Source organism: Cytobacillus sp. GQ23 (assembly GCF_059758675.1).
Map to the genome: position 1 here is coordinate 1 of NZ_JCAXER010000081.1, position 463 is coordinate 463.

Sequence of the window (463 nt, forward strand, 5' to 3'; positions counted from 1 at the left end):
TTTTTTATTTTCTCAATTACTGACTTAAAAATAGGCTTTTTTTATGGAAAAACAATAGATCGCCACAATTATCCTAGCTTGGCTAGGTGAGTGGCGATCTTTTTCATATTCTGGCACGCTGCGGTGAGTAATACTTGCTCACTCGCATTGTGCAATCCCCGTAACCGGCAATAGCGAAGCCCATGCAGTTCTTTTGAATCTGCGAAGCTTCGCTCAACTTTCTCTTTTCTATATTTATAAAGAATTTTTCCGGAGAGGGAGAGTCTGTTTAGGCGCACTTTCTCTTTAAATTCTTCCCACACATGGCGTGTTAGGACCTTTTGTTTGTTCTTTGACCTTGTGCACTCCTTCAGGAGTGGGCATTCTGAACACTTTTTAGAATCAGACTTGTACTCTCTGTACCCTTCTCTTGTTGTTGTGCGATAAACTAGCTTCTGGCCATTTGGACAAACATAGATATCTT

Annotated in this window: 1 protein-coding gene; it reads right to left on the reverse strand. The window is 40.6% G+C overall.

What is annotated here, in order from left to right; genetic code table 11:
* Window positions 1-68: 68 nt before the first annotated feature.
* The coding region (locus tag AC6CHU_RS25945; RefSeq protein WP_498123167.1) for a transposase at window positions 69-463 on the reverse strand (395 nt) is incomplete at its 5' end.